General features: G+C 63.4%; 25 protein-coding genes and 1 tRNA gene. 11 read left to right on the forward strand and 15 right to left on the reverse strand.

The annotated features are described in order from the left end of the window. Positions 1 to 21: 21 nt before the first annotated feature. The 3 genes from QMG83_RS01830 to QMG83_RS01840 are packed head-to-tail and all read right to left on the reverse strand — an operon-like array spanning position 22 to position 2,986. Positions 22 to 1,227 carry a kynureninase gene (locus tag QMG83_RS01830; RefSeq protein ID WP_283503660.1) on the reverse strand — a complete coding sequence of 402 codons (1,206 nt, stop codon included), beginning with the start codon at positions 1,225 to 1,227 and terminating at the stop codon, positions 22 to 24. Beyond that, entirely contained in the window at positions 1,224 to 2,129 is a 906-nt protein-coding gene (locus QMG83_RS01835; protein WP_283503661.1) for an amidohydrolase family protein, read from the reverse strand. The genes QMG83_RS01830 and QMG83_RS01835 overlap by 4 nt, the downstream gene beginning before the upstream one ends. After that, complete coding sequence (locus QMG83_RS01840) at positions 2,129 to 2,986, reverse strand: tryptophan 2,3-dioxygenase (RefSeq protein WP_283503662.1); 858 nt, start codon at positions 2,984 to 2,986, stop codon at positions 2,129 to 2,131. The genes QMG83_RS01835 and QMG83_RS01840 overlap by 1 nt, the downstream gene beginning before the upstream one ends. Positions 2,987 to 3,106: 120 nt before the next feature. On the opposite strand from QMG83_RS01840, the gene QMG83_RS01845 reads away from it, so the two are divergent. Next, positions 3,107 to 3,179: transfer RNA gene (locus tag QMG83_RS01845), tRNA-Arg, on the forward strand. A 289-nt stretch (positions 3,180 to 3,468) separates the two neighbouring features. Here the strand turns inward: QMG83_RS01845 and QMG83_RS01850 are convergent. Next, entirely contained in the window at positions 3,469 to 3,723 is a 255-nt protein-coding gene (locus tag QMG83_RS01850) for an SHOCT domain-containing protein (RefSeq protein WP_283503663.1), read from the reverse strand. Positions 3,724 to 4,283: 560 nt separating this feature from the next. Between QMG83_RS01850 and QMG83_RS01855 the strand changes: the two genes are divergently transcribed. From QMG83_RS01855 to QMG83_RS01880, 7 genes are all read left to right on the forward strand, one after another. Then, positions 4,284 to 4,535 (forward strand): SHOCT domain-containing protein, encoded by a 252-nt coding sequence (locus QMG83_RS01855; protein ID WP_283503664.1) that lies wholly within the window; start codon positions 4,284 to 4,286, stop codon positions 4,533 to 4,535. Between the two features lie 91 nt (positions 4,536 to 4,626). Further along, positions 4,627 to 5,898, forward strand: a complete 1,272-nt coding sequence (locus tag QMG83_RS01860; protein WP_283503665.1) for an APC family permease — start codon at positions 4,627 to 4,629, stop codon at positions 5,896 to 5,898. A 139-nt stretch (positions 5,899 to 6,037) separates the two neighbouring features. Further along, on the forward strand, positions 6,038 to 6,454 hold the full coding sequence (locus tag QMG83_RS15440; RefSeq protein ID WP_502949001.1) for a DUF6153 family protein: 417 nt from the start codon (positions 6,038 to 6,040) through the stop codon (positions 6,452 to 6,454). An 81-nt stretch (positions 6,455 to 6,535) separates the two neighbouring features. Continuing rightward, a complete protein-coding gene (locus tag QMG83_RS01865; RefSeq protein ID WP_283503666.1) occupies positions 6,536 to 7,117 on the forward strand; it encodes a DUF305 domain-containing protein in 582 nt (193 codons plus the stop codon). Positions 7,118 to 7,222: 105 nt separating this feature from the next. Beyond that, entirely contained in the window at positions 7,223 to 8,011 is a 789-nt protein-coding gene (locus QMG83_RS01870) for a M23 family metallopeptidase (protein WP_283503667.1), read from the forward strand. Continuing rightward, on the forward strand, positions 8,008 to 8,892 hold the full coding sequence (gene lgt / locus QMG83_RS01875) for a prolipoprotein diacylglyceryl transferase (protein WP_283503668.1): 885 nt from the start codon (positions 8,008 to 8,010) through the stop codon (positions 8,890 to 8,892). The genes QMG83_RS01870 and lgt overlap by 4 nt, the downstream gene beginning before the upstream one ends. 234 nt (positions 8,893 to 9,126) lie before the next feature. Then, positions 9,127 to 10,503, forward strand: a complete 1,377-nt coding sequence (locus QMG83_RS01880) for a multicopper oxidase family protein (RefSeq protein WP_349357288.1) — start codon at positions 9,127 to 9,129, stop codon at positions 10,501 to 10,503. 235 nt (positions 10,504 to 10,738) lie between these two features. Here the strand turns inward: QMG83_RS01880 and QMG83_RS01885 are convergent, their stop codons facing one another. From QMG83_RS01885 to QMG83_RS01915, 7 genes are all read right to left on the reverse strand, one after another. Then, positions 10,739 to 11,572, reverse strand: coding sequence for a YHYH protein (locus QMG83_RS01885; RefSeq protein ID WP_283503670.1), 834 nt, complete (start codon positions 11,570 to 11,572; stop codon positions 10,739 to 10,741). Between the two features lie 186 nt (positions 11,573 to 11,758). Then, complete coding sequence (locus QMG83_RS01890; RefSeq protein ID WP_283503671.1) at positions 11,759 to 12,469, reverse strand: DUF2306 domain-containing protein; 711 nt, start codon at positions 12,467 to 12,469, stop codon at positions 11,759 to 11,761. Beyond that, the gene (locus QMG83_RS01895) at positions 12,466 to 12,723 is read right to left on the reverse strand and encodes a DUF8691 family protein (RefSeq protein WP_283503672.1); all 258 of its coding nucleotides are present in this window, start codon (positions 12,721 to 12,723) and stop codon (positions 12,466 to 12,468) included. Before QMG83_RS01895 ends, QMG83_RS01890 begins: the two co-directional genes overlap by 4 nt. A 24-nt stretch (positions 12,724 to 12,747) precedes the next feature. Continuing rightward, positions 12,748 to 13,434 (reverse strand): hypothetical protein, encoded by a 687-nt coding sequence (locus tag QMG83_RS01900; protein WP_283503673.1) that lies wholly within the window; start codon positions 13,432 to 13,434, stop codon positions 12,748 to 12,750. A 119-nt stretch (positions 13,435 to 13,553) separates the two neighbouring features. Further along, complete coding sequence (locus QMG83_RS01905; protein WP_283503674.1) at positions 13,554 to 16,238, reverse strand: winged helix-turn-helix domain-containing protein; 2,685 nt, start codon at positions 16,236 to 16,238, stop codon at positions 13,554 to 13,556. A gap of 61 nt (positions 16,239 to 16,299) precedes the next feature. Then, complete coding sequence (locus tag QMG83_RS01910) at positions 16,300 to 16,560, reverse strand: putative antibiotic biosynthesis monooxygenase (protein WP_283503675.1); 261 nt, start codon at positions 16,558 to 16,560, stop codon at positions 16,300 to 16,302. Between the two features lie 35 nt (positions 16,561 to 16,595). After that, positions 16,596 to 17,531 carry an NAD(P)/FAD-dependent oxidoreductase gene (locus QMG83_RS01915; RefSeq protein ID WP_283503676.1) on the reverse strand — a complete coding sequence of 312 codons (936 nt, stop codon included), beginning with the start codon at positions 17,529 to 17,531 and terminating at the stop codon, positions 16,596 to 16,598. A 77-nt stretch (positions 17,532 to 17,608) separates the two neighbouring features. Between QMG83_RS01915 and QMG83_RS01920 the strand changes: the two genes are divergently transcribed. Continuing rightward, complete coding sequence (locus QMG83_RS01920; RefSeq protein ID WP_283503677.1) at positions 17,609 to 18,196, forward strand: helix-turn-helix domain-containing protein; 588 nt, start codon at positions 17,609 to 17,611, stop codon at positions 18,194 to 18,196. A gap of 58 nt (positions 18,197 to 18,254) precedes the next feature. Here the strand turns inward: QMG83_RS01920 and QMG83_RS01925 are convergent, their stop codons facing one another. From QMG83_RS01925 to QMG83_RS01935, 3 genes are read right to left on the reverse strand one after another with little or no spacing between them, the layout of a single operon-like run. Next, complete coding sequence (locus QMG83_RS01925; RefSeq protein ID WP_283503678.1) at positions 18,255 to 18,824, reverse strand: TetR/AcrR family transcriptional regulator; 570 nt, start codon at positions 18,822 to 18,824, stop codon at positions 18,255 to 18,257. After that, positions 18,817 to 19,644, reverse strand: coding sequence for an alpha/beta fold hydrolase (locus QMG83_RS01930; RefSeq protein ID WP_283503679.1), 828 nt, complete (start codon positions 19,642 to 19,644; stop codon positions 18,817 to 18,819). The genes QMG83_RS01925 and QMG83_RS01930 overlap by 8 nt, the downstream gene beginning before the upstream one ends. A 50-nt stretch (positions 19,645 to 19,694) precedes the next feature. Next, the gene (locus tag QMG83_RS01935) at positions 19,695 to 20,369 is read right to left on the reverse strand and encodes a TetR/AcrR family transcriptional regulator (protein WP_283503680.1); all 675 of its coding nucleotides are present in this window, start codon (positions 20,367 to 20,369) and stop codon (positions 19,695 to 19,697) included. 134 nt (positions 20,370 to 20,503) lie between these two features. Between QMG83_RS01935 and QMG83_RS01940 the strand changes: the two genes are divergently transcribed. Further along, positions 20,504 to 20,989 (forward strand): DUF6326 family protein, encoded by a 486-nt coding sequence (locus tag QMG83_RS01940; protein ID WP_283503681.1) that lies wholly within the window; start codon positions 20,504 to 20,506, stop codon positions 20,987 to 20,989. 11 nt (positions 20,990 to 21,000) lie between these two features. On the opposite strand, the gene QMG83_RS01945 is transcribed toward QMG83_RS01940, so the two are convergent. Next, positions 21,001 to 21,708, reverse strand: coding sequence for a M50 family metallopeptidase (locus QMG83_RS01945; protein ID WP_283503682.1), 708 nt, complete (start codon positions 21,706 to 21,708; stop codon positions 21,001 to 21,003). A gap of 168 nt (positions 21,709 to 21,876) precedes the next feature. Here QMG83_RS01945 and QMG83_RS01950 point away from each other — a divergent pair, with 168 nt between their 5' ends. Next, complete coding sequence (locus QMG83_RS01950) at positions 21,877 to 22,953, forward strand: Gfo/Idh/MocA family protein (protein ID WP_283503683.1); 1,077 nt, start codon at positions 21,877 to 21,879, stop codon at positions 22,951 to 22,953. Positions 22,954 to 23,018: the final 65 nt, after the last annotated feature.

Genomic DNA, 23,018 nt, shown 5'->3' on the forward strand with positions numbered 1-23,018 from the left:
ATAGTGCCATGCGCCGCGGCATCACCCGGCCAGTTCGGTCAGGATGTCACGGACGAGGTTCAGGCCCAGCTCGACCTCGGCGAAGGTGGTGCTGAGCGGCGACAGGCCGATGCGCAGCCCGTCGGGGAACCGGAAGTCGGGAATCACGTCGCGCAGCCACAACAGCTGGGTCACCTCGCGGAAGGCGGGATGCTGCAGGGTTACGTGGCTGCCGCGGTGGTCGGCGTCTCTCGGGCTGCCCACGGTCACCCCGAATTCGGCGAGGTGGGCATCGCTGAATTCGATGACGAAAGCCGTCAGCGCGAGGGATTTGGCGCGGATGGCCTCGAGGCCGGCCTCCTCGATCTGATCCACCATGTCGTGCAGCGGCACCATCCCGAGCACCGGGGGCGTGCCGCTGAGAAACCTGCGCATGCCATCGGCCGGCCGGAAACCGTCGGCCATCGCGAAGACGTCTGCCGCGCCCATCCACCCCTGGATCGGCTGGCGCAGCTCGGGTTGCAGCCGGCTCGCGACATACGCGAACGCGGGCGCTCCCGGCCCGCCGTTCAGGTATTTGTAGCTGCAGCCGACCGCGATGTCGACGTTCCACGCGTCGAGCTCGGTCGGCACGACTCCTGCCGAGTGGCAGAGATCCCAGAGGATCAGCGCGCCCGCCTCGTGCGTGATTGACGTGATTCGCTCGACATCGGCGATGTACCCGGACTTGTACGCGACGTGACTGAGCACGACGAGTGCGGTGTCAGCTCCGACCGCGTCGGCGACGAGCTCGGGGGTCGCACCGAGTGCGGGGTCGGTCTCGATCCACCTCAGTGTGAGGCCGCGTTCGGCGGCGATGCCCTCCAGGATGAAGCGGTCGGTCGGGAAATTGTCGGTGTCGATCACGATCTCGGTGCGTCCCGGCCGCGCGTCCACGGCCGCCCGAATGAGTTTGTAGAGCAGCACGGTGGTGGAGTCGGCGACCACCGACTGACCGGCGGCAGCGCCGAGGGCGACGTGGCCGATGCGGTCTCCGAGGGTCAGCGGCAGCTGCATCCATTGTTCGTCCCACGAACGGATCAGGCGCGAACCCCAGTCGTGCGCAACGAACCCGGCGAGCCGATCGAGGGTGGCAGTCAGAGGGCGCCCGAGCGAATTGCCGTCGAGATAGGCGAGAACCTGGTCGCTCTGGATGAAGCGGCTCGGGAACCCGGCCAGCGGGTCGATCGCGTCCAAGTGGTGGGTCATGCTGGCAGCTCCTGAATATCGGTTGCGGGTATGACCATGGCCCTGCAAAGCCATTCGACGACGTCAGCCTCGGCGTCGCCAGGGATAAATGTCTTCAGCGGCATATGTTCCGCCGGGAGCAGGCCCAGCAGTGCTTCGATGACGTTCGGTAGGGCCGCCATGAGTGCCGTCAGCTCGCGCCGGTTGAGGCCGACGGGCAGTGCGCCGTTGCCGAGGTCGGTGCCGTAGTGCACCCGCCCGCCGAGTGCCGCGAACCGCTCGAGATTGCCGAACGCGCGATCGAAGTCCGTGCCGTAATTGCCCCAGCCATGCATGTCGAGGGTCGAGATCCACGACATACGCGCCGCCATGCTCGTGAGCACGAAGTCGTCGAGCGTCTCGGTCCAGGGAGTATGCGCGAGGGCGTCGACCTCGGCCTCCAGAGCGCGTGCGGCCTGGCCGGTGCCCTGCGTGTGGGCAACCACCGGCAGGGCGGCGCTGTGTGCCGCCGCGACCACCGCGGCGAGAACGTCGTCGCCGAAGGTCGGCCCGGCGTCGGAGTTGAGCGCGATCTTCACCACGCGCGCACCGGCGGCGAGCACCTCGGCGATGGCCGCATCCACGTCGTCCACGGCGCCGACGGCACGGGATGCCTCGGTCGGCGCCCAACCGGATTGCGCCGGGTACCCGTGCGGCGCCGTGAGGATCGGACCGGCGACGTCGGTGACGGGGAGGCGGGCATCCGTCGTCTGGGGCCATTCGCGCGCGACCGCCGGATCCCAGCCGAGGTCGAGCACCCTCGCGATGCCGTTCTCGCGCAGGGTCGCGGCGTCGACCAGGCCGAGGTGCACGTGGCTGTCGGTGAAGCCGGGCAGGATGGTGCCCTCGACCCAGCTGCCGTCGATGAGGGCGCGCCCGAGCATCAGGCGCCGATCTCGTTTCGCACGGCGAACAGCTCGGGGAAGAAGGTGAGGCTCAGCGCCTTCTCGAGAAACTGGGTGCCGCTCGATCCGCCCGTGCCCGCCTTGATGCCGATCGTGCGGGCGACCGTGCGGAGGTGTCGGAAGCGCCAGAGTTGGAAATTGTCTTCGAGGTCGACGAGCTCTTCGCAGGCTTCGTACACCCGCCAGTGTTCCTTCGAGGTGCGGTAGATGTCGACGAGCACCGGGACGAGATCGGGGGTGAAGACGTGCGCCAGGGTGACGTCCCGCTGGAGCAGCGTCTCGGGGATCGGGAAACCGGCGCGGTGGAGGTAGCGCAGGAACTCGTCGTACAGGCTCGGCTCGTGCAGCAGTTTCTGCAGGAGTTCGTGGGCGGCCGGGTCGCTCTCGAAGACTTCCAGCATCTTCTCGTTCTTGTTGCCGAGCATGAACTCGACGGCGCGGTACTGGTACGACTGAAAGCCGGACGAGGTGGCGAGAAACTGGCGGAACTCCGCATATTCGGTGGGGGTCAGGGTCGCCAGCACCGACCACTGCTCGGTCATGGTGGTCTGGATGTGCTTGACCCTGGCGATGCGCTTAAGCGCTGTACCGAGGTCGTCGGCCGCCAGCGATTGTCGTGCCGATCGCAGTTCGTGCAGCATCAACTTCAGCCAGAGCTCACTCGTCTGGTGCTGGATGATGAACAGCATTTCGTCGTGGTGTGTGGGCTCGCTGCGCAGGTGCTGTGCGCCGAGAATCTCATCGAGGGCGAGGTATTCCCCATAGCTGAGGCGCTTGTCGAAGTCGGTGACGATCGAGTCTTCCAACTCGCGGGTGTTGGATGTGTCATCCGTCATGTACCGACCGTATCTCGTAGCTCGCGACCGTCATAGGGCTGGCAGATTGCAAAAGCGAACGTGAGCACCTCAAACCGCTGGTATAGTTTTCAGGTTGGCTTCGGCCGGCAGGCACGACATGCGCCCGTAGCTCAGCGGATAGAGCAATTGACTACGGATCAATAGGCCGGGGGTTCAAATCCCTCCGGGCGCACCCGAGAACGAGACGTCACATTCGTGTGGCGTCTCGTTTCGTTTAACCGACGTTTCGTTCGCGGGTGCGCCAGTGAGGACGCGAAGCCTCTCGTGGGCCCCGATCCGCGCAGTCCGCGGCATTGCGCATTTCGCGCACTCGCACGGACGCTCGACCGCGCAATGTTGAGGCGGCTCGGATTGGGAGTCAAATCCCTGCTGGCGTGCAGTCGAGGGGGCATTTCAAAAGCTCCACTCATCGCGTGGTGACTTTTCTGCCGAACACGTCGACCGCTACCGCCTAACTGTCGTCACTCCGGCCGACGGAGCGCCGCACGTCGCGCGAGGTATTCGGTCTCGTCGATCTCTCCGCGCGCGAACCGCTCGTGCAGGATGCGCTCAGCATCATGGTGCGAATGGTGCATATCGGTCGTTCCCTGCCCGGAGGGCGCGCGCCGAAGGAGCACCACGACGACGGCGGCCACGCCTCCCCAGAACACGATCATTAATATTGCCATTGCGATCCAGCCGGCAATTCCCCAGCCGTCGCCACTCCATCCGTACATGGTCAAACCTCCGTTGTTTCACACAACGTACTTCTCGGCGTGATTGCGAAACAGGGCCTTAGGTCCTCAGGGCCAGCAGAAGTCGGCGGCCCTTTTGGAGGTGACTTCCCGCGCCAGATTCGCGAATCGAGGTGGGTACTCATGGAATGCCGGGCTCGGATGTTGCTGGGCCGCAGCCACGTGGTTCTTCTGGAGCGTTCCTGCGCTCTTCGGTTGCGCATCCGCCTTATTACCTGACTGCCGCCTCAGTGAAAGGGATTGCCGGACGCGTGGCGCGGTGGTACTTCACGGCCACGGCGAGTGCAATAAGCCGTGGGCTCGTGTGGGGACTGTCACGGGTGGTTCCCAATCACTCGCCGGCCACGACGGACGCGTGTATGTCGCGGATGATCGCGGGCTCGCGTCCACCGACGATGACGGTGCTACCTGGACCGTGCTTACGCTCGCTTTGCTGGGTGAGTTCGGCGTCTCGCAGGGACTTAAGGCTCTATAGCCATGAGTGCATCGGACGGAAGATGAAGTAGGCACCAATCGGCGCCATCTTTCTAGGGAGCGTCCTCATGATGTGGGGTAACTACGGAATGGGACTGTGGGGGTGGGGATTCGGCGCGCTGATTCTGGTCGGCGTCGTCATCCTCATTGGGGTGCTGGTTCGACTCTTTTCAACCCCCCGGGCCGGAGCACCGGTCCCCGGAGCCGTCACGGGCGAAACTGGGGCGACACCTCCGAAGCAAATCCTGGATGAGCGGTACGCGAAGGGCGAGATGACCACAGAGGAGTATCAGGAGCGACTGACCGGTTTGGGGCTGTAGAGCGGCCGGCGGCTCGCAGGTCACTCAACCGAGTCAGCTTGTCGGCCGGGAACGTGAATCCAGTGGCTTGTTGGTCGGACCGTAGGATCGGATGATGGCGGACAAGAAGAAACTCACACTTGCCGGATCTGTTTCGCTGGGCGCTGGCGTGATGGTTGGGGCGGGAATTTTCGCTCTCGTCGGTCAGGTCGCCGGGCTCGCCGGGGACTGGTTCCCGGTCGCATTCCTGGGTGGCGCAATCGTCGCGGGTGTCAGCTCGTACGCCTACGTGCGATATTCGAGCGTGAATCCGTCGTCCGGCGGGATCGCGATGCTGTTGAAAGACGCTTACGGTCCCGGAGTGGCAGCGGGATCATTCTCGCTCTTCATGTACGTCTCAATGGTCGTGGCCGAGAGTCTGCTTGCGCGGACGTTTGGAACCTACCTCCTGACACCCTTCGGCCTGCAGGGCTCGGTCGTGCTCGTGCCGCTGCTCGGAGTTCTGGCGATCGCGGCGGCCGCGATCGTGAACCTGGTCGGCAACCGTCTGGTCGAGGGCTCGGCCACCGTCACCGCCATCATCAAGGTTGTTGGTATCGCGGTTCTTGCTATCGCTGGCCTTATCGGCACGGCCGCGTCCGGCGATGGGCTGTTCGCGAACGCCTCCGGCCAGCCGGCCGACTTGGTGGGTGTACTCGCCGGCACGACCCTGTGTGTTCTCGCCTATAAGGGGTTCACGACGATCACCAATCAGGGCGGCGACATCCGCGACCCTAAGAAGAACGTCGGGCGATCCATCATGATCTCCATCGCGATTTGCACGGTGCTCTACCTGCTCATCACGGTGTCGGTCGCCTCAAGCCTCGGCGCCGAAGGGGCGGTAAAGGCACGGGACTTCGCCTTGGCGCAGGCAGCCGAGCCGCTGTTCGGGGCCTGGGGTGTCGGCCTCACGGTGGCGATCGCTGTCGTCGCCACGCTGTCCGGGTTGCTCGCAAGCCTGTACTCGGTCTCCCGCCTCTACGCGATGCTGCAGGACATGCGCCAGGCACCGTCTTTGCCGGCCCGCATCCCTCATCAGCCGCTCCTGATCACCGCCGGGCTCGCCATCGTCGTGACCGCGTTTCTCGACCTCACCCAGATCGCATCCATGGGGGCAATCCTCTACCTCAGCATGGATATCGCGGTGCAATGGGGGCTCGTTCGACGCCTTCGCGACAAGGTCCCCACCCGACGGTGGGTGCCGATGCTGGCGATCCTGCTCGACGTGGTCGTTCTAGTCCCGTTCATCGCGGTGAAGGTCCAGTCCGATGTGGTGACCATCGTTGTCGCGCTCGCTGTCGCGGCATCCCCATCGTCATTGCCCAGATCATCGGGGTACGTGTAAGGACGCCCGCGCGATGACGTGACAACCTTGCCTATGAGCCACGTGGACGAAGTCACGGACGGCGAATTGACAGGTTCGAGGACGACGAATCAATTACCCTAACTAGGTTCACGAGCGGAAGGCGAGTCACATGAAAGCGATGTTGACGTTTTCCTCACGCCCCCGCTCAAGATGGCGTCGCTATGGTTTTGGCCTGCTTGCGGTCCCCGCGATTCTGGTGGGCATGATCTCGATGCATTTTCTCGCCTCCGAAAGTTTCTCGCCAGGCACTCACTCGGTCAGCGCGTCAGCCGCAGCCTCCGTGGCACCAGTTGTTCCGCAGGTTGAAACGCTGAGGTTTGAGAGCTGCGCGGAGATATGCGGTCCCGTCAATGACATGCTCGGGATGGCATGCGTTCTGGCGCTCCTCATCACAGCGGTCCTTCTTGTTTTCCACGCCTTCCGTTTTCAGTTCCGCACGGCGCGTGCGGCGCTGTTGATGAATATCGCGCGCATATCTGCACTGTCACTGCCAGCACCTCCGTCACTGCACGTTCTCTCTATTAGTCGAACCTGATTCGCTGACGCTCGGTCATTCCGGGCTAACGCCGCATGCGGCTCAGCGTTTCACCTCATTCGACTAGAAGAAAGAAACATCATGAACACTCGCGCAATCGCGCTGCTTTCGGCCGCGCTAGCAACGACCCTCGCCCTCGCCGGATGCTCGGCTGGAGCCACGGATGCGTCTGGCGGCTCCTCTCCATCGTCATCCAACTCGGCCGAATCATCCGGCGCAAATAGCGCAGATGCCTCCTTCGCCATGGAGATGGTTGCTCACCACGAGCAGGCCGTCGAGATGGCGCAGGTGGTGCTGGACAAATCAGGCGTAGACCCTCGGGTCGCCGAACTAGCGCAGGCCATCAAGGATGCTCAGGGCCCCGAGATCGACACCATGAACAGTTGGCTCGATGCCTGGGGCGCAGGCGGCTCGATGGACGGTATGGAGATGGGCGGCACCATGTCCGACGCAGACATGGCTGCCTTGAACTCGGCCTCCGGTGCTGACGCGAGCAAACTCTTCCTCGAGCAGATGACCGTGCACCACCAGGGCGCCATCGAAATGGCCGAAACCGAGGTGCGGACCGGCCAGAACGCCGACGCACTCGCACTGGCGTCGAAGATCATCGACGACCAGACGGCAGAGATCGCACTCATGAAAGACATCCGCGACACGCTCTAAAAGCGCGCGTCTGGACTCGTCCGGGGCCGCGGTGGCTTGTAACTACCGCTGCCCCTCAGCCCACCTTCTACTGTGGTCGCCCGCGAGCGACCTGTTTGGACACCTATGACTCACCGCTATCCGGATGCCCCGGCAGCTCTCACCCGTCGCGAATCCCTCTCGCGCGAGAAGAGACCGCGCCTCAAAGCCACACGCACGCTCCGCAGCAGCGCCAGGGGAGGCGGCGGGATTGCGCTCGTCGCACTTATGATGGCCACCTACGTGCTGCCCGCCTACGCAGCGCAAGAAGATGTCGCGCCTGCGGAAGCTTCTGGCCCGTCCGCGCAGCTTCAAACGGTACGGGTGCCGGGCGTCAGCGCGAACGCGAGCGATTCGATCCTCACCTCTGCACGCGACTCTTTCCAAGTAACCAAGACCGTTTCAGCCGGCGTTCCGTACTCACGCATCGCCGACACCTTCACGAACAACCCGAACGCCGCCATCCAGTGGCCGTTCCTTGTGGGAGTGCCGATCAGCAGCTGGTTCGGATTCCGCGATTGCACCGGATGCCCAACCTTCCATAAGGGCATCGACTTGAACCCGGGCCTCGGCACCGCAATCCAGGCTATCGCCGACGGGGTGGTCACCGAGGTGGGCCCCAACGATGCGGACTACGGCACGAATGTCGTCATCACCCACCAAATCAACGGACAAGTCATCAGCAGTCGCTACGCGCACATGATCGAAGGCTCAACACCACTGGCAGTGGGGGATGTCGTCACCGTCGGCGCCCTCGTTGGCCAGGTGGGGAACACCGGAATCAGTACCGGCGCGCACCTGCACTTCGAGATACTTCTCGATGGCGTCACCCCGACCGATCCATACGCTTGGCTGAAAGCTGAGGTTGGATCGTGAGCGCGCTCGCCATGCTTCCGACGGCAATTCCCAGCCCCGACGTCAGCTTCATCGACATCGGCCCGGTGCGCATCCATTTCTACGCCCTCTTCATGATCGTGGCCATCGCCGCTGCGACCGTGATCGCCGGGCGGCGGATGCGTCGGCTGGACATACCCAGCGGTGTAGCCCTCGACATCGCCATCTGGGCGGTACCGATCGGGATAGTCGGGGGTCGGCTCTATCACGTGTTCACGCACCCCGGTGATTATTTCTATGCGGGTGCGAACCTGTGGACGGTGTTCTACGTCTGGGAGGGCGGGCTGGCCATATTTGGCTCGATCACCTTCGGTGCGCTGGGGGCGTGGATTGGCGCGCGGCGCAGCGGGGTGCCGCTGGTGGCCTTCGCTGACGCCCTCGCCCCCGGCCTCCTCCTCGCGCAGGCAATCGGACGAATCGGCAACTACTTCAACCAAGAGCTCTTCGGTGCCCCCACCACACTTCCCTGGGGACTGGAGATCGACCCGAGCAGTCCGGCGTTCCCGAGCGGACTTCCCGATGGAACCCTCTTCCACCCACTTTTCCTTTACGAGATGCTGTGGAACATTGCGGGCATCGTCGTTGTCCTCGGAATTGAACGGCTCAGTCGACATCGACAGGGTGTCGCGGTCGGCACCTACTTTGTTTGGTACGGCATCGGCAGGGCCTGGTTCGAGTCGTTCCGTCTTGACCCCACAGAGTTCGAACTGTTCGGGGTGAAGATCAACATCATCACGGCGCTGGTTGCGGCTGTTGTCGGTCTTTGCATCATTTGGTTCAACTGGGCCCGGGCGAACAAACCATCACAGGCCATCACGGATCAGGCCATCAAGGAACCACAGAAGGGCAGCGCAGCACTATGAACCCTCACGGCAAGAAGACCAAGGCCCCCAGCGACCTTGAACATCCTTGCCGGACGAAAGCGCCCCACGTCACGACCTTCGGCTTGATCACCCCCGTTTTTCACCCCTCAGCAGAAAGATACGACTATGAGTTCAGCTTTCACCCGACGCACGTTCCTGAGTGGGCTCGGAGCAGTTGCCGCCGCTACCGCACTTGCAGGCTGTACAACGTCGCCATTTTCCACTTCTCGGATCATGCCGACGGACGACCTGATCGCGCGGTATGAGGCACAGCGCGCCGCCTCGGGAAGAACAGTCACGCAGGCACTATCTTCCGAGAATTTCAGCACCGCAATTGCCGGGACTAACGTGCAGACCTGGGGCTACAACGGCGCACTCAACGGGCCGACCATTCGCGCACAGGCCGGTGACTTGCTTTCGGTTCAACTCAAGAACTCACTCAGCGAAGCAACAAGCATTCACTGGCACGGGCTCGCGCTTCGCAACAACGCAGACGGCGTTCCCGATGTTACCCAGAAGGCCGTGGCTGCGGGGGTCGACTATAACTACTCGTTCCTGGCTCCCGATCCGGGAACCTATTGGTATCACTCCCATGTCGAAATGCAGCGCGAACGGGCGCTCTACGGCGCACTGATCATCGAAGACCCGAAGGAGCCCCTGAGCTACGACCGAGAATGGGTCGTCATCCTCGACGACTGGGTTGACGGCATGCCGGGCACCCCGGACGAGCTCCTTGCCTCGATTTCTGGCATGTCTGGAATGAAAATGGGCGGCGAAAGCGGAATGCTGATGGGCGCGTCAAGTAACTACCTCGCCGGCGACGCCGGCGACGTGAAGATTCCCGTGCACCTGTTCAACGGAAAATCCGCCGATGCCCCAGATCGATTGGAGGCGAAGCGGGGCGACCGCATTCGTCTGCGCATCATCAATGCTGCAGGAGACACCGCGTATCGAGTCGGACTGCAAAACCAACAGATCACCCTCACCCACGCCGACGGTTTCCCCGTGCAACAGGTCGACGTCGATGCCGTCGTGCTCGGGATGGGCGAACGAATTGACGCACTCCTCACGGTCACGCAAGATCACACGGCGCTCTTTGCGCTCGCCGAAGGCAAGGGCGGCGGCGCTATGGGCATCATTTCGGTTGGCGCCAGCACCGCGGACATCCCGTCGCCCCCCGTCACCCTGTCGGGAACGGTCACAGATGGTGGGAGGCTCCGTGGAGACGAGTCGGTGCTGCTGCCCACCAAGACGGTTGACCGTGTCATCGACATGCAATTGACCGGCGGGATGATGATGTACGACTGGGGGATCAACGGGCGCCGATTCGACCCGACCGCTCCCTTTGCCGGCGCTTTTGACATCCGTGTGAACGAACGAGTGCGCGTCAACATCAACAACTCGACGCTCATGTGGCATCCCATGCACCTTCACGGCCACACCTTTCAACTCGACAACGCCGGTGCCCGAAAAGACACGGTGATTGTGCGCCCTGGTGAAACTGTGTCGTTTGAATTCGACGCCAACAACCCGGGCCAATGGCTCACCCACTGTCATAACGCGTACCATGCAGCGCGAGGCATGATGGGCGTGTTCTCGTACGTGCAATAGCCAGCGGCCAGGTTGTCAGGAAGTTCAGTTGGCGTCGTCCAGGCAACGCTTTTCTAAAACTGCCGCGCCCACATTTCACCCACACTCGGAGAACAGCGTGGTCAGCCCACGGCGTCGAGGTCACTTCCAGTCACAAGCGTTTTGGCGGGATTTGGGCCGCGCAATGTCGAGGCGGCTCGGATTGGGAGTCAAATCCCTCCGGCCGCGCGACCGGGCGGACGCGAAGACTCGGTCGCTACGTGGTGGCCGCTGCCTTGAAACATCCCACTGTGTAGGGATACTCGAGGGTGGCGGAGTAGTGGTACTGCTCGACAATCTCGCCATCGAGCAGTATCGGGCTAGTGCGGCCGTGGCATTCGTCGAGGTCACCGTTGTTGGGCAGTTGGCCCGTCGCGTCGCGTTCGACCACGATCGGGTAGCCGTCGACCGACCATCCGACGACAGTGGATGCCCCGGTCGCGTTGTCGCGCAAGCAGGTCGGTATCTCGTGGTAATGGTAGGCGCCCCGCTGTTCGGGGTGGCCCTGGCAGACATCCTGGGTCTCGTGGGCGACCGCATCATCACCGCGAGCATCCACTGCACTGAAGAGCACGACACCGTTCAGCAGAACCCCGATGGCGCCCATGCCGAGGCAGTTCGGTGAGGAGCTGTCCTGGGGGGTCATCGGCAGTGTGAATGTGAAAGCCAATGCATCGCTGATGGCGTTCGGGTTGCGATCGTAGGCCGCAGCCGGGTCGGAGGCGGCGATGGGGAAATTGCCTGTGGCGGTGTCAACAGGCAGATTGTTGGTCGAGATTACTCGCTGACCGGTGTCAGTATTCACGGTGAAGTTCGCGGTCGGCCAGCTCACCTCGCCCTGAACGACGACCTTCTCGAGGGCGTTCCACGTGTCGCCGTGCACCCACGGGCCGACGACCTGGGCGCCGGGGGCATTGGGATTGGCGGGATTGCAGGAGAAGACGCTTCCGAGAGCGGAGCCATCCGTCGAAAACTTGCCATCTCCCAGAGGGATCGCGTCAACGGTCACACTTCCCGGCTTATCCCAGACGTTAGTGATCGATGCGCTCACTGTCGGGCTAGGCGACGGTGTGGTCGTCGGAACGGGGGTTGGGGTTGCGACCGAACTGCAACCAACCAGGAGAAATGTCGCGGCGAAGACGCCGAAGAGGGACGAGGCACGTAGAGAAATCACGTTTAAGGGTACCGGGCACTCGGACGTGCCACCACGGTCCAGCCTCGCGGGCCTGGGGCTCGCCTAGAAATATCGCTGGCCCAGACGCAGGACAAAATGCGTCGGAAGCAGTCGACCTCCCTTCGGTTGAGTGCGCCGCCGGATTACGAGCTCAGCGACCGCAAGATTTATTACCCACGCCAGCCCCATCAAAGTTGTGCGTGAGAGTTCATGCGTTGACCCGAAGATGATCGACCCGGGGATAAGCACGACGGCTTGGGTGCCCGCTCCGATTCCGATCGCGTATGCCCTGGTCATCCACACGCTGTGTGCGACGAACTCACGCTTCGCGATTGAGCGGATACCAAGTACAACGCAGGCGATCATGGCGGCCCCGAAAATGAGTCGCAGCGCAATCAGCACAGGCCCGTCGCCCACAGGATGCGGATAGAACGCTGCCATCCACATTCCTGAGAGGGCCGCAACCAGAGCTGCAGGGATCACAATGCGACCGGCCCAGCGATGCCATCGAGCCTTGCGTCGACGTAGCGCGGGGACAAACTGGAACGCCCCGAGAAGGCTGAAGATCGTGACGCTCGCGATGTGCGTGACAACGGGGATGGGTGAGTCCAGGAAACGCGCGTTGGCGGCCGTCGGGACTACGTTCCCGGTCAACTCGGTGAGTCGCATCCCGCCCGCGAGGATCGGGATCAGTGCGAGCAGGATGAGGCCGGTCGGGGCCAGCCATTGGCCTCTGGGCCCTCTCACCGCCCCCGGGCTGGCTATTGCGGTCATGATTCGGGTTCTTCTTTCGAATTGTGGGTGACATTCAGGGAGATCAGCGTGACGCCGAGGTCTCCGACGCGTCTCAGTAGGCCGTGTAGGGCAGCTTGATCAGTAACGTGGCCGGTGAGGGTGGTGGTTCCATCGGTCTGGTTGGTGAGCGTGAAGCCCTCGAACCAATCGCTCCAGCGTTGGTCAAGCTGCCCGCGTAGGCGAATCTCGTACCGGCCGGATTCGGCGTCGCCGTGATCTGGTGGATGAGTCATCGCCGTGCTCTTTTGAAGTGAAGATCAGTTCGTCGCGATCCGGTCGTGGTCGGCAGCCGTAACGGTGAGCACAGCGGTGTTTGTGCGGCTGCTCTTCCACAGCGAGAATCCGAGCCAGATGAGTGCGGCACCCATGGGCACCGCGGCCATGCGCTCGAGCGCGTGCGGCAGCAGGGCACCCGCCACCGGCGTGATGGCCGCAGCTACGATCAGCAGGATTCCTGCACCACGAGAGAGCATTCGGGCGCGGATGATGGCGACGCCGAATAGGAGTGCCCCGCCGACATAAAGGATCGCGCCGACGTTCGGAAGTGCTGCCAGCGCACCGAGGTCAGTGACGGCGGGGTAGCGCCCGAATAGCCCGACGAAGTCGACAGCGAGCTGGGGTGCGCTAACGGCGATCAGCGGTGCGATGAGCGCTTCAGCGAAGTTGAATGCCGCCTGCAGGATGAAAAAGAATCCGAACATGACGTATCCAATGGGGCCGAGGATGCCGACTTTGCGAGCCTGGTGCAGGTAGAGGCCGGTCACCCCGATCAGGGCGAGCACTGCCTCGACGAAGCTGAGCACGTGGACGTTTACCCACGCCTGCGTCGACAGGGACTCGATGACATCGGCGGGGTGGATCAACTGGATGACGATGTAGGCAGCGCCGGCGAGACCCGCCGCGACGGCGGCCACGCGGGTGAGGGCGGACGGGGTGATGCTCATGACAGGTTCTCCGATGCTTGAGGTTGCCCCGGGGCGATTGCCTGGGGATCTCCTGAAGTTACGAAGAGACGTGGTGACTCGTCATCACCACATCCAGAAAGATGTGGTGATTGTTGCGTCTAGATGAGGCCCAGGGTTTCCGCACGCCGTACGGCGCCGGCCCGTTCGCTGGCCTCGAGTTTGAGGAAGATGTGCCTGGTGTGGGTGCGCATTGTGTTCAAGGAGATGTGTAGCTCGCGCGAGATCTGGGGACCCGTCAGCTCGGTTGCGAGCAGTCGGAGAACTTGAAGCTCTCGCTCGCTCAATGGATCGGCCAGCGTCGAAGTCGGGTCTACCTGCAACCTGTTCCGGATGGACTGGCTAAGAAGGCGGACAAAATCCGGTTGGATCCCTGCGCCCGCGGCCGTGCGCAGCAGCGCGAGGATCGGTGCGCCCTCGTCGAGGAAGAGTTGGATGTACCCCTCTGGCTCCGCGAGGTTGAGGGCTCTTTCCAGGGAAGCGAGGGCTGTCGCCGGTTTCTGTTGGGCGTGAAGGATGGTCGCAACGAGTAGCGAGATCTCGATGATGCATCCGGCTCGTCCGCCGCCCTCGGCGGAATCGAGCAGTCGATCGAGGAGTGTTGCTGCATCTGCGAGCGAGCTTGGCGTGTTGTGAGCGATGAGCGCGCGAGCCAGGGTGATGTGCCCGAACTCCCTCAAGTAGGTGAGCTCTCCCTGGACGGCGTAGCCGTTGTCTGTTGCCCAAGAGTGAGCATCTGCTGCCCGACCTTGCTCAATCCAGAGCCGAGCGATGAGAGCGCCGATCGGTTGAACATCGGGGAAAAAGCCGCGACGGTACTCCTTGTCCGCGTCTCTGAGGTGGTCGAGTGCGCCCTCAAGGTCGCCCTCGGTTCGTCTTGCATCGGCCATGGCTATGGACCATCGGTACCGGTGCTCATGAGCGAAGGCTTCTTCGCCCAGATCGTGGGCGATCGAAAGGTGTTGGGTCGCGAGTGCTGCCTGACCACCGACGTGGAGCACGCGGCTGAGGCCAGAGTGAAGATCGGCAGCAGGGGGTACTTCAACGCCGGATGCCTCTGTCTCGAGCAGGGCACGTTCGTATGCTGCCCGGGCCTCCTTCAGCCGACCAAGGGTCACCAGCATGTCGCTGACGACGATGGTGGTACTCAATGCATCCAGAACGTTTCCGGCCCGACGGAGGTTTGCTGCGGATTCGCGGAACTCCACGATGCCTGTTTCCAGATCACCGGTGCTCCACGCGGCCAGGCCGAGCATGCCAGCGGCCGCGCCTCGACCCAGGTGGTCATCCGGAGCGGTGAGATCCCGAGCACGCTGGGCATGTTGCCGGATAGCGGGCATGTCCTCCGACGCCATGGCGATCGCGGCTCTGTACAGTGCGATAGTGACTGGCAGTGAGTCGAGTTCACTGCCCGGTTCCGAGTCGTGCACCCCAGTTTTCCCGCCAGCGGCAGCTTCGAGCTGTCGCTCTGCTGCTGCCAACTGCGGTTCCACTGCCGTCACGTCCCCCGCGACGAGGGATGCCCACGCGGAGAACACCTGCAAGACCGGTCTTCGGCCGATCACCTCCGGCGGCAGTTGGGCAAGCCAGCCAAGCAGTGTCGTGTCCTGGCGGCTCTTGCGCACACTGGGAATCGTGGATTCGATGACCCGTGCTGCCCGCGCGAAGTCGGAACCAGCGATACCGTGTTGCACCGCTTCGGCCGGTGAGTCATTGGATTCAAACCACTCGCTTGCCCGGCTGTGCAGTGTTTGAACGTGGGCGGTGCCGTGTGCCATGAGGCGCACCCGCAGCACGTCCGCGAAGAGGTGGTGGTAGCGGTACCACTGGCGCTCGTCATCCAGCGGAACGACAAACATGTTCGCTCGCTCGAGCGCTTCCAACATTTCGGCGCCGCCCGTGCTGCCGGTGGTCGCGTCGGCGAGGGGGCCCGACAGTCGATCCAGGATGGCGGTCTGGCAGAGGAATTCGCGAACATCCAGTGGCGCCCGGTCAAGAACCTCTTCGATGAGGTAGTCGATGATGAAACGGTTGCTGCCAGTGAAGGCCGTGATGAACTCGGACACGTCGCCGCGATCCCGAAGAGAGAGGGCCGCAAGTTGCAGGCCAGCTATCCATCCCTCGGTGCGGGCTCCGAGGGCCGCGATGTCTTTGTCCGAGAGGGATTTGCCTGAAGTCCGAGTAAGGAAGGCTCCCGCTTCTGCGGGTGTGAATCGCAGGTCGGATGCTCTGATTTCCGTTAGCTCTCCGCGTGCTCGCAATCGCGCTAACGGGAGCAGTGGATCGGAACGACTGGCGATCGCGACGTGCATTGTTGACGGCAGGTGGTCGATCATCAACTCGACGGCTTCTCGAACGGCAGGGTCCTCGATGAGCTGGAAATCGTCGAGCACGAGAAGAAGACGACCGGGGCTCTGGGCGACCTTGTTGAGAAGCCACGGGATGGTCACGTCCAGTGAACCCGTTGGGTCGTCATCGCTGAAGCCTGACTCGCTAATCGCGCTATCGATGGCCGCTGTCAGATACGACTGGAACCGTGCTGGGTCATTGTCGGCACTGTCGAGCGAGAGCCACGCGACCCGCAGATCAGGACTGGAGAGTCGGCTGGATGCGATCCATTCGCTCAGGACGGTCGTCTTGCCGAATCCCGCCGGGGCTGAGATGAGCGTCAACTTCGCGCCACGCCGCATCCCGTCGTCGAGCTTTCTGGTGATGCGTGAGCGCGATATTGCTTGCGGGCGCAGCGGTGGCACGAAGAGCTTCGTGGCCAGAACTGGCATCACCATGTGCCAATACTAAGGATGCTGCCTCGTCGGTCCGGTCGCGACGGCGGCCGGACCGCACGACTCAGCGCTGTGCTGTGCGAATTTTTCCGTAGAGCCGCATCAGCTGCGGCACCACCAGGTACACCGCAAGGGGAACGACCACCACCGAGAGGACGAAGGCGCGCAGCACCGGGTTCCAGTCAGCGGCGAACGGAGCGATAGCGAAGAAGCCCAGCGTGACGAGCGGGAAGATCGCGATCCAGGTGATGACGGCCCTGGCATGCACGGAGGGCGGCCTGAGTGCCGAGGGCTGCATGGCGGTAGTCGGGGCGGGAAGTGACATGATTTGTTCCTTCATTTTGCGAACCGGCCTTCCGGTTATTGTCGCGCCGCGGTCGCGGCGTCGAGGTCGTTGTTGAGAAGCCACCCATTGATCGAGATGGCGGCCGCGCTGCCAGCACCGGCGGCGGTGATGATCTGCGCGCTCGGAGTTACCACGTTTCCGGCGGCCCAGACCCCGGGAACGTTGGTGGCGCCGAAGGGGTCCGTGCGGACCAAGCCGGTGCCGGCATCGGTCTCGCAGCCGAGCCCCCTGAGGAGTTCGTCCTGTGGCCGTTGGGGCGGCGCTATGAACACGGCATCTGTGGGGACGACATCACCGCTCCCGAGGGCAACCCCGGTAAGCGTCGCCGACGCGCCGACGAGGTGAGATGCGTTGGCGGTGACGACGTGAATGTCGAAGGCCTCTAGCCGAGATAGTTCCGAGGGACCAAGGTCAATGCCGTTGGTGATGAAAGTCACGGCGTCGCTGTATCGGCGAAGAAGGCCCGCCTGTTTGATGGACATTTCGCGGGCGGGTCCGCCGATGACGGAGATTCGCAGACCGCGCACCTCATAGCCATGGCAATAAGGGCAGTGGTGAACAAGTGAGCCCCACCGGTCACGCAGTCCAGGGATAAGGGGGAGTTGATCGACGAGACCGGTGGCCACAAGGATTGCGCGAGCCCGCACGGTCGTCGCATCCACAAGTGTGACCCGGAAGGACCCCGCGTGCGTATCCACGCTCGCCACTGAAGCGGCGAGGAATTCGCCACCGTACCCTTCGGTTTCGTGGCGGGCGGTCCTCAGGAACCCTGCAGGGTCCACCCCGTCGCGAGAGAGGAAGCCATGCATTTGTGTGGCGGGCGCGTTTCGCGGCTGACCAGAGTCAACGATGAGAACGTCGGCGCGGGCTCGCGAGAGTACGAGTCCGGCGCTCAGGCCAGCGGCTCCTGCGCCAATGATGATTACGTCGTAGGTGGTTGTCTTGTTCACGAAAGCACTGTGACATTGGTCGGAGTCGTTGTGGGAGAACTGTTGCTGAAACTGGGACAAGGTGCTTTTCTGATGGCATGAGCACATCGCTGCGGATCCAGACTGAGCTGAATCAGATCGCACCGCGCCTGCGCGCCGCGAGGCAGAAGAAAGACATGACGCTCGAGGAGTTGGCCGAAGTGACAGGAATTTCCAAGAGCACCCTGTCGCGGCTCGAGTCTGGGCAACGAAAGCCCAGCCTTGAGTTGCTGCTGCCCGTGGTGGCGGCGCTTTCGGTGCCGCTGGACGATATCGTGACGTCGCCGCGGATCGCCGACCCTCGCGTTCCGCAGAAGTCCACACGGTCGGATGGCCGCATCCTGACGCCCTTGTCGCAGCATCCGGGCGAACCGCAGGCCTTCAAAGTAACCATCCCCGCAACGGATCGGGAACCGGTCCTCCGAACCCACGGCGGCTACGAATGGATCTACGTTCTCGCGGGGCGTCTCAGGCTCGTCCTTGGCGAGCATGACATTGTCATGGGCGCGGGTGAGGCGGCTGAATTCGACACCAAAAATCCACATTGGTTCGGCGCGGCTGGCAACGGTCCGGTCGAGATCTTGAGCATGTTCGGCAAGCAGGGCGAGCGGATCCATCTCCGAGCCAAATCCACCTCACGTTCTTGAGAGGCATGCGACTGGAAGGCGGCGACCAGAACATCTGCGCGGGAGGCGACGGCGACTGCTATGACTTCGTCCACGAGTCGAGGGCTGCTTCTACGCTGGCGATGAGCCGCAGGAAGCTGCGCTCCAGGTCAACGGGCATCGCGAACCCGCCGCTCGTCTCAAGCGCGACGTAGCCGTGAAGTGCGGCCCGCAGGAACCGGGTCGCATCCACTGCATCGTCGCCCTCCAACCCGTAGCCAGCCAGCACGCGAAAGACGGTTTCGACCAGAGTCGAAGAGGCAGCGATATCGTCCTCATCGCCATTGACCGGCGCACTCACGGATAGCGGGTACAGCCCGGGATGCTCGAGCGCCCACTTCCGATAGGCGATCGAGATCGCGGTGAGGGCCTGGTCACGCGACCTTCCGATCGCCGCGTCCGATAAGGCCGCCGCCAGCCCCGTCTTGGCGAGCAGCATGGCACCGCGTCGCAGGGCCGGCATGCCGTCGACATGTTTGTAGAGAGAGGGAACGCGAACGCCGAGGCTTTCGGCCACGGCGCTGAGAGACAGGCCCTCCGCGCCCCGATCATCGATGATGCGGGCGGCTTCCCTGACGACAACGTCGATCGTTAGCCCAGCTCTAGGCAAGATCGCTCACCTCCGCCAGGAACGCGGAAATGGCTTCCGCAACGAGTTCGGGCTGTTGCGACTGAGGGTAATGGCCAGCTTCGGGGATCATCACAGTCCGCGCTGTGAGCGCCTTTGCGATCCAGGCTGCTTCGTCGCGAGGGTTCTTGAAATCCGGGTCTTTCTCGCCCATCACCACCAGCGCTGGAGTGTGCACTCGTCCGAGACTATTCGCAGCTTGGAGGTGGTCGGTGCGTGTGGTCAGGCTGAACGCGCGCGCGTAGCCGGGCCGGCGCATGCTCGCTGCGACCCTAGCGCGATACTTATCGAAGTCAGCAGGAAGGCGGCCGGCGTAAAGCTTCGGGAGGTAGGCGTTCCATACGGCCGCGGCCCACGGCCTGGCCATGAGGATGCGGAACGCGACCCGAGTCATCACGCTGTCGGATGCAGCTTGCCGAACGAACGGACCGATAAGCACAAGGCCGTTTACCAGGCCGGGATGCTCCGCCGCCACGATTACGGCAGCACCGGCGGCCATGGAGTTGCCGATGAGGACCGCGGGCCCCAGCTCTTTGAGCAGTGCAGCGAGATCTTCGGCTGTACTCGCGTCCCCGTACTTGGAAAAGGTGACATCGCTATCTCCGTGGCCTCGGAGGTCGACGGCGACCACCCGGTACCCGGAAGACACCAGCGCCGGAGTGAGGAACCGATAGGCAGATCGCAGGTCGCCCATCCCGGGCACCAGGACCACAAGAGGGCCATCGCCCTCGCTTTGATAGGCGATTCGCCCCTCGGGACGAACGAGGTACTCAGTTTCCGCATTCATGCGTTGGTTTTCCATGTGGCTAATGTAGTTAGCCAATGGGCTAAAGTCAATACCCAAGAATGTCGCTATCCGGAAGCCCTCAGGGGCTCGAGAGCGGCCAGGACGAGGTCGAGGCCGAAGATGAACTCCTCGGCCGGGTCGTAGCCGGCGGCGAAGAGCACCGTGGTGGACTCGTTGAGGTAGGGGAACTTGTCGGGAGGGGTCTGGGGAAGCCAGACGTTCTCCGCCATGTCCGCGAGCTCATCGGTGGTGTCGAACGGCAGGCTGGCTTCCTGCAGGGCGAAACCGTAGACATAGCTGTCGAGCAACCAGTTGGCGTGCGTCGTCATCACGACCGAGAAGCCAGCCTTCCGCAGGCAGGCGGTGACAGCCTCTCGGTGGAGGAGGTTCGCCGGCCCCGGCGATGTCCGCGACTCCATCAGTCCGATCGCCCACGGGTGGCGTGCCAGAACCTTTCGAGCGGATACCGCCCGCTGTCGCATCGCGGATTGCCAGTCGGTCTCTTCGGGCGGGAGGTCGATCTCCTGGAACACGACGTCGATCATGGCGTCCAGCAACTCATCCTTGCTCGCCACGTAGTGGTAGAGCGACATCGCGCCCGCGCCGAGCGCGCCCGCCAGCCGGCGCATGCTCAGCCCGGTGACCCCCTCGCTGTCGGCGAGTCGGACCGCCTCGACTACCACCCGTTGCTTGCTCAGCCCCGCGTCTGACGCGATCTGGCGTTCTCCCCTTGCAGACACGGATTTCCTCGCTCTCTCAATACACGCTTGACAATCGTACAGCGTACGAGCATAGTACAGCGTACGACGTACAGCGTACGAACACCCGCCGCCATTCCGGCGGCGGATAGTTACACGAGAAAAAGGAAGAACTGATGGCCATCCGAACGAGAACCCTGAACCTGCTCGACAACCCGCCGATCCCCGTGCAGGCCAAGCTCGCGGCGGCCTGGACCAGCCTCATGTTCCTCGTCATCTACATCGACTACTTCCACCTCTACCAAGCCGGTGAAATCGACAAAATCCGGGGCGGCAACATCTTTGCATTCGAGATCAGCGCCACCTTGATGTCCGTTTTCTTCGTGATCATCGCGATCCCGGCCCTGATGGTGATGCTCTCCATCGCGATGCCCGCCCGCGTGAACCGTGCCACGAACCTCGTCGTGGCATCGCTGTACATCCCTGTCATGGTCTTCAACGTGGCAGGGTCGTCGCCGGATTGGGCCCTCTACTACGGCCTCACCATCGGAGTCGAGGTGCTGATCCTGGCCTTCATCCTGCGCTCCGCCTGGACATGGCCGCGAACCCCCGCGATTCCAGCCGGACCCGCGACGACCGATCGTCGCCAGGTATCCGTGTAGGTGTGCGTCAGCTAGTAGCTCTCGAGCACCGTCGTAACGGCCCACACAACATTCGCGGCGATGAGTGCGCTGAAGAGCAGGAGCCAGAACGCTGACGGGATGCCGGTGCGCCTGAACAGCAGGTAGGCATCTGACGTACCCAGCTTGTCGCGACGGCGAGTGTGTACGCCGATCACGGTGGCGAGCCCGCGCACGCTACCCACGAGAAGGGCGATCGCGAGCACGAGCAACACGTAGCTCTGTTGCGTGGGCGTCGCCCAGAGCCAGAGCGCGGCGCTCGCGGCGGCGGACACGGCGACCACGAGGAATCCGAAGAGGTTTCTGATCACCAGCAGTGTGAGAATCAGGATGATGCCACCGACGAAGAGGGCGAGTGCCGTGTAGCCCTGCGTGACGCACCACAACTGCACGGCTCCGACGATGGCGGGCGCCGGGTATCCGAGCGATCCGCTGATCGCGGCGCCAAGCTTGCCGCGGCCGCTACTGACTGCTTCACCCGAATGGTTCATGCGGATCTTCATGCCGTGCACAAAGCGTCCGGTCAGAATCGCCCCGATCGCGTGCCCGAGTTCGTGCACGAGGGTCGTGAAGAGCCCGAACCATTTCCAGATCGGCTGCGGGATGCTGAGCGCGGCCGCAACGGCAACGAGCACGATCAGCAGCGTGGGGGAGATCTCGACGGGTGGCGTGCGGGCCAGAGAGTCGAGGAAGTCGTCCATGGGCGAATTCTTGCACCTCGCCGCGCGAGATTTCTCCGGGGCGGTCCGCTCCCGCGGTCGCAGCCCCATGTTCCACGGACTCAGGGTTTTCGCCCAGACTGGAGGAACGTCTCAGTCGACGAGTGCCTCCGATGCGCGGTCGCACGACCAGGAGTGGAAGGTGTGCCCATGGCCCAGCCCGTGACGTTTGCGATTGTCGGAACGGGATGGCGTTCCGAGTTCTTCCTCAGGCTTGCCCAGGCGGCCCCGGAGCGGCTCCAAGTGTCGGCCGTCGTCGCGCGATCGGATGCCGCGGCAGAGCGCATAACGCGAACCTGGGGTGTCACGACAGTCCGCACGATCGACGATGCCCTGGCCCTCGCGCCCGAGTTCGTGATCGCGTCAGTGTCATGGGCATCGATGCCCGCGGTGGTGACCGAGTTGGTCGAGAAGGGCGCGCGCGTGCTGGCGGAAACCCCGCCGGCCCCCACGCTGGAAGGGCTCCGAGAGCTGTGGGTGGCGGTCGGGTCATCTGGTCTCGTTCAGGTCGCCGAGCAGTACATGCTGATGCCGGGCCACGCGGCGCGCCTCGCCGCTGTGCAGTCGGGCGCGATCGGCACGCCGACGAGCGTGGAGGTCGCGTCCACCCACCTGTACCACGCGACATCCATGATGCGATCATTCCTCGACGCTGGGTTCGCTGAGACCGTCGTCTGCGCACGAAAGTTCACCGCCCCGCTCGCCGACCCGCTCACCCCCGCCGGATGGGTGACCGACCCGGCGCCCGTGCCGCGCACCACCACGATCGCCACCCTCGACTTCGGCGACGGGCGGATGGGGCTCTACAACTTCGTCGACAACCAGTGGTGGAACCCGCTTATCGCTCGACGTATTGTGATCCGCGGCTCGCTCGGCGAGATCGTGGATGACACGGTGACCCGTCTCACGGGCGAGGGCGTCGTGGTCTCGCCCATCTCGTTCCGACGCTCCGGCGTGGATATGAACCTGGAGGGAAACGAGGTCGTCTCGGCGTCGTTCGAGGGTCGGCTCGTCTATCGGAACCAGTGGATCGGCTCCCGGCTCTCCGAAGACGACATCGCCGTGGCATCCTTCCTCGACAGGATGGGCAGCTGGGCACGTTCGGAAGGTCCCGAGCCGTACCCCCTCGCCGACGCCTGCCAGGATCACGCCCTCGGGCTGGCGATCGAGGAATCCGCCGCCTCCAACGCCGATGTGCGCGTGGTGCGAGAGCCGTGGGCGCGGTAGCCGACATCCATCCAATCAGGCCGACCTGGACCGGCCGGTGTAGGCAACCATATGCCTGAATTCGC

Origin of the sequence: Salinibacterium sp. G-O1 (assembly GCF_030063305.1) — a bacterium.
GTDB lineage: Bacteria > Actinomycetota > Actinomycetes > Actinomycetales > Microbacteriaceae > Rhodoglobus.